The following is a 5,373-nucleotide window of genomic DNA, read 5'->3' on the forward strand; positions in this document are numbered from 1 at the left end:
CTGTTGGTTGTTTTCGTATTTGTCGTATTCTCTGCGGATTTCAGATTGACATCTCTGGCAGCTGTTAGTGAAATGTCTTGGCCCTTCACATTGGAACCAACAATCGTTATATCACCATCTACTGCTTTACCTGCAGCGTCTTTTTTTCCTGATCCTGCAGCGATAACATTGACATTGCCGCCAGCGGTGATTGTACTTTGCTGAACACTTACTTGCGCAGCGTCTGTTTCGCTTTGCTGTTTTGATGTTCCAATGCTTACACTAACCTTCAAGCTATTATCTTTTGAAGCAGCTTTCGTTCCGTCCGGGGTTTTCCCATTCAAAACGTTATTGGCTGCGGTTGCCGCTTTGTAGCCATACAGCGCTTTTAGGCGGCTGTCTTCCACTTGAGTGCTGCGCGTTAATGGTTGGTATACGCTATTTAAGCGTACAGCCAAACAATGTATATAAAAAGAGCAGCCGTCGATATATACTCAGAATATGAATATGGATCGACTGACTGATGCTTATTTACAGATTTACCATGTTGAGGTATCCCTTACAGACATATTCTGATCGGGTATACATTTCACTCTTAATAAGTCACATCATTATACCCCATAGAAACCGTCCATGTACCATTTTCATTGAGCTGTAAACCAAATTCCAGATTTTCTTTTTCATAAACATATGCTATCTTTCCCTTTGGTATTTGACGTTTTTTTTTCGTCCACCCTCCATTTTTAAGTAATTCTTCATAATACCTTTGGACTTCATCAACCGACATAGGGTATTTATAACAGCTAAAAATCCATCTATTAACAAACTTTCTTTCCACTTTATAGAATATCACTTCAACTCCTTGAGGTTGCTGGATAGTCTGATATTCTTGGATAATTCTAACTTCACGGTTTCTCCCATCTTCATTATTCCACGCCAAGTATCCGAGTATAGCTATAAAAAAACACACAATTGAAATTTTGTACCACATCATCATCTCCCGCCTTCATCTTCATCACCTGTAATCGTGATTGTCCCACTTTTTTCGTACTATCAGTGTCACCTGACACTAGAACACCAGTATTTTGATGTAAATTTCCATTAAAACGTACTCTTGTACTGCTTTCCTTTTCTTAGCTAACAAAAATGGCTAACATTTCTGCTAGCCATTTTAACTATTTTTTAGCCAAAGCAAACGAATACTACACGTTGTATAGTGGATATTTCATTTTATTCTTCAATAACTTTAATCCTTTTTATAGATATTTATTGGCTTTTTGCGATTAATTTATACATATAGGGGGTTGTCACCGCTACCTTGATTATAGCTCAAAGGTTGTTTTATCAGGGAAAGACCCCACCTTCGTTTACTACGCACCTTGCTACCCTCCGAGCAGCTCTATCAATGTAAAAATTTTATGATCCCCGAATCCCTCTGTTTTTATATGTTTTTGAAAGCCTATATGTGCTTACTTATTATATTTTTCTCTGTTTGATTTAATCTACATTCACTAAACCATATTGAATGTTTAAAATCATTTATCCATTCAATATCTCCATGCAAAACTTTACTCCACTTACTTTGCAATCCATTACTTATAATTATTAAGTTATTAATTACCATATTTTCTGCGGTATTTCCTTCGACAAGATTAGTTCTATCAGCGCTATCATATCGCTCTGCAAAAAAGTTGCCACAGCTATAAATTATTATTTCACTCGTCTTATCCCTCATAATATAATCTACATCAGCAGAAAATCTGTCAATTGATATTAAAAGAATAAATTTTTCAGCAACAATTGCTGTTTTCAAAAGAGTAACTTTTAAAAATTTCATTGAATACTTTTCTGCTAGCGTATTAAAATATTGAGGTACTTCACAATTTATTTTAGTCCAAATATTATCCATCTTTATATTCACGCCTTTCTCTTCGATCAAGGCACAAAACGCAAGAAAAAACTTGTGCCTAAATGCATTGTTTTTCCTATAATATAATTATAGGAAAAACAATATACTACAAATTAGAGGGAGGTGAGTTGTCTACTCTTTTCAGAGCAGCCGCATTTTTGTATCCGATGGCTCTATAACCCTTAAACTACCTGAATCGGAACTTACTATCGACAGAGTTTCTCCCCAAAACGAGATACTAAACTAAAAATCATTCGACGGCATAACGACCTGGAAATCCACAAACCCAAGTTAGAACAATTCACGCTTGCACTCGCTATGCCTATCAGCAAGAAATCAATCTTGTTCTAACCGTTGCTTCATTCAAAAATATCTTTTTGGCTTTATCGTTCTTGCTGAGATTGGTACGAACATAGAAACTTTTTCTTCAGCGAAACGCTTTTATTCATGGGCTAGTCTTGCTTCAAGCAATAACGAAAGTGCAGGTTAAATTATATAATCACCAATTTTATAGTGTTTTTAAAGCCACCTCTGCATGCCTTATTTACTTTGCTTACCTTATTTAAGGTTTTAAATATTGTTTTCAACCTTCACCTCATCTACTTAATCATACTTTTGGTAACAGGATCATATGTGTAACCATAACTTCTCAAATATTCAAATTCTCGCCCAAAACCTGATAACTCATTTTCTCCTGTTATATTATTTATTCTATAAAGATTATTATATGTGGGCTCTGTTGCTATCTTGATAATATCATTTCTTTTTATTGCATTATCCAGCCATGGTTTATTGTAGTTGTTAGTTTTTACGTTTACGCCAAGCATCTTTCCTTCTTACGCATTAAGTTTGACCGATATTTTGCAGTCAGAGTGTCGTTGTTATATCTTCCGCTTGAATTTATCTGCCAATTTACATAGTTTTATTCCTAATGGCGAGTCAACCTCCCATTCATCAACCACATACTTCGAGAACGCTGTAAATCTTTTACTTTTCTCTGGTAATGTATTAGTCTGCGCTTGTTGTCGTATTTGTTCTAATTCGCTCTTTATTAGTTCTAATTGGTAAACATTTCCATCGCCTAACACACCGCTCTTTCGTTCAATGATTTCTTTATTGACTTCTAAAATTATAATGCTTATTTCATCAGTAAATCCTTCAATTGTATAACTCATATTATGCGTATCACCTCAACACATTTTTGTCGGGAACGTAAATTTGTGAAGCCCCACCAGATTTTCCGAAATTGGGTGCAACTGTTCCCTTCAGTACTTCTGTACCTTTTGGAATTACCCATGTTGTAACATTCTCAGCTGTACTTCCCTGTGGCAATGCGAGTTGATTGACGGGATCTGTTAATGATTCAGTAGTAACCCATCTTCCTCTTGGATTCCCCGCTCCCCCATAATAACGATATACTACTAAATCTTGATCTAATTTAACTATTTCTGCTCCAGGATTAAATGCTTTGATTACTTCACGCCTTTGACTAATATCCAGACCGTTATTTTTAAGAAATTCAGCCGTTTGCTTAAGCTCTGAATAAGTAACATTGGCACCTCGCTGAAGAGACGAAATCTCAGCGTCAGTTACAATGCTAACTGCTCCGCTAGCATTACCCGTTTCCTCAGAAACTATTGGGGCTATATCATCCGCCGATTTTAAATTACTTGATGTCGCAGGAATTTTAGGTATGAATTTAAAGAACAACTCACCCGTACTTATATTAGCAGCAGTTCCGGCAAGATCATCCGGCATTCCCATCTTCTTAGCTATATCAAACTGCCCATCGTAATATTTTTCAATTTTTCTTTCTACATTCATAACAACAGGAGCAGCTTTTTCCCCTATTGTGGGTGCTGTTTCAAACTTTATCTGTATTTGCCCCAATTTTTCATCTGGAGTGGCATCTCCATCATACTCATCGTCACCCGTTTGCGGATTTATTTTCCACACAGAACCATTTTCTGCACGAATTGGCGCAATAGCATGATCCATTCCATCTGACCAGTGTTCATTCCATGATCCATTTGCATAAAATCTTTTCGTTCCTTCAACTGAACTTGCATCAACTTCTATTTTTTCTCCATTTGAGCCTATTTGATAATACTGATTGTTTTCTTTTACAATATTTCCTTCTACTTGAGTTGGTAATACTGTTACTACTGGCTCTTCTGGGACGGTTTGATAGCCGTTGTTATATTGTACTTGCGTTTCGTCTTTTTCTGGAGAAGTAAATACATACGATTCTGGCTGTTTATACGTATCGTTGAGGGTAAGGCTATAGGAGCGAAGTTCATCTCCTTGATAAACCAAATTAGCTGCTGACCAGTCAGCATGTGGTCGAAGCCATGCATCTCTTGCTTTTTCAAAAAAGCTCGGAGCTGCGTTGTATGAATCCGATCCTTCATTTGCTGGATCATTCGCTATAACCGTATATTCTTCACCATCAATAACCACTTTAACAATTGTTCCTGGGTCAACACCATTTATAAAAGCATAATGTTTCCCATTTTCTGCAACCCAATAATAAACATTATCACGTTTGACAATATCTCCTGCCTGTAAGTTGTTTTTTGTCCCACTAACGGCAGCACTACCTCCTGCCTGTCCGTCTTTTCCTAACAAATTAGCAGCGGTTACACCCACCACGGCGCTTGCCCATTGCTGCAGATCACTTCTTTTTATTTTCGACAATTGTTTTTGGATGCTTTCATTGAAACCTGCACCTATCGCACCTGAAGAAAAACCGCTTCCCGTAATTCCTGACATAATTCCGCCAACAAGACCGTGTAATGCTGTTTTAGCAGTTCCACCTTCTGACCAGTCTTTCATAATGGAATTATATTTTTCATCATATTGATTTGTATAATTCATCAACTGTGACATTTTCAAATAATCACCAGCGATAAATGCTTTTGTGGCTTGACTACGATATGCATCTGCTATATTTTTATAGTTTTGAGCTTTTTCTTGATATTTTTTTGAAATATTATGGATTTGATTATACGCTTCTTCTCCGAAAAGTTTTGCTAGTTCTTGTTGTTCGCCTATTTTCTTTTTATCAAAGATTTTTCCTAGTTGGTTTAAGGATTGATTCGTATCTCTGATCAATCCACTTAAATCTTGCTTTGGATTACTTCTTACTTCTATCGTTCCGTTGGCTACTGCAGATTTTGTTGTACTGCTAGCATCGCCTTTCGCTGGAACGCCAACGCTAGGGGTAACACCTTGTTGATTGAGTTTCGCGCCTTTGGGAGTATTGACGTTGACCCCGATGCTACTTGCACTATAGTCCGCTTTATTCTTAATATCCGAATAGCTCAGTGTATCCGTGCTAAGTTTATTCTTGTCTGGTGTTGCATCACTGGAAATGACCGCACCTTTTAAGTCGGTATTTTTCCCTACTTCGATGTTAAAGCCGCCTTGTCCTGCATGGATTTCTGCCTGCTGTGTAACGCTTTGATAATTCGAATTGATCTTAC

Annotated in this window: 6 protein-coding genes and 1 pseudogene; 1 reads left to right on the forward strand and 6 read right to left on the reverse strand. The window is 37.1% G+C overall.

Annotation, left to right across the window (positions count from 1 at the left end; all coding sequences use genetic code 11):
* The 3 genes from BMY14_RS20225 to BMY14_RS20235 all read right to left on the reverse strand — a co-directional run.
* The coding region (locus BMY14_RS20225; protein ID WP_177177686.1) for a hemagglutinin repeat-containing protein at nucleotides 1-437 on the reverse strand (437 nt) is incomplete at its 3' end.
* 137 nt (nucleotides 438-574) lie between these two features.
* Complete coding sequence (locus tag BMY14_RS20230) at nucleotides 575-976, reverse strand: hypothetical protein (protein ID WP_143063208.1); 402 nt, start codon at nucleotides 974-976, stop codon at nucleotides 575-577.
* 462 nt (nucleotides 977-1,438) lie between these two features.
* On the reverse strand, nucleotides 1,439-1,918 hold the full coding sequence (locus BMY14_RS20235) for a hypothetical protein (RefSeq protein ID WP_177177687.1): 480 nt from the start codon (nucleotides 1,916-1,918) through the stop codon (nucleotides 1,439-1,441).
* A gap of 277 nt (nucleotides 1,919-2,195) precedes the next feature.
* Here BMY14_RS20235 and BMY14_RS21260 point away from each other — a divergent pair, with 277 nt between their 5' ends.
* On the forward strand, nucleotides 2,196-2,378 hold the full coding sequence (locus tag BMY14_RS21260) for a transposase (protein WP_143063210.1): 183 nt from the start codon (nucleotides 2,196-2,198) through the stop codon (nucleotides 2,376-2,378).
* A 109-nt stretch (nucleotides 2,379-2,487) separates the two neighbouring features.
* Here the strand turns inward: BMY14_RS21260 and BMY14_RS20240 are convergent, their stop codons facing one another.
* The 3 genes and pseudogenes from BMY14_RS20240 to BMY14_RS20250 all read right to left on the reverse strand — a co-directional run.
* Nucleotides 2,488-2,715, reverse strand: a complete 228-nt coding sequence (locus tag BMY14_RS20240) for a hypothetical protein (protein ID WP_091836025.1) — start codon at nucleotides 2,713-2,715, stop codon at nucleotides 2,488-2,490.
* Between the two features lie 54 nt (nucleotides 2,716-2,769).
* Complete coding sequence (locus tag BMY14_RS20245) at nucleotides 2,770-3,063, reverse strand: hypothetical protein (protein WP_091836028.1); 294 nt, start codon at nucleotides 3,061-3,063, stop codon at nucleotides 2,770-2,772.
* A 10-nt stretch (nucleotides 3,064-3,073) separates the two neighbouring features.
* Nucleotides 3,074-5,373 (reverse strand): annotated as a pseudogene (locus BMY14_RS20250) (glycohydrolase toxin TNT-related protein); the annotation flags it as partial.

The sequence above is a fragment of the Propionispira arboris genome (genome assembly GCF_900109225.1).
Lineage (GTDB): Bacteria > Bacillota > Negativicutes > Selenomonadales > Selenomonadaceae > Propionispira > Propionispira arboris.

Excerpts from the sequence above, each read along its gene's own strand:
- BMY14_RS20230 (WP_143063208.1), bottom strand. The coding sequence starts at position 976 with ATGATGATGTGGTACAAAATTTCAATTGTGTGTTTTTTTATAGCTATA.
- BMY14_RS20245 (WP_091836028.1), bottom strand. The coding sequence starts at position 3,063 with ATGAGTTATACAATTGAAGGATTTACTGATGAAATAAGCATTATAATT.
- BMY14_RS20240 (WP_091836025.1), bottom strand. The coding sequence starts at position 2,715 with ATGCTTGGCGTAAACGTAAAAACTAACAACTACAATAAACCATGGCTG.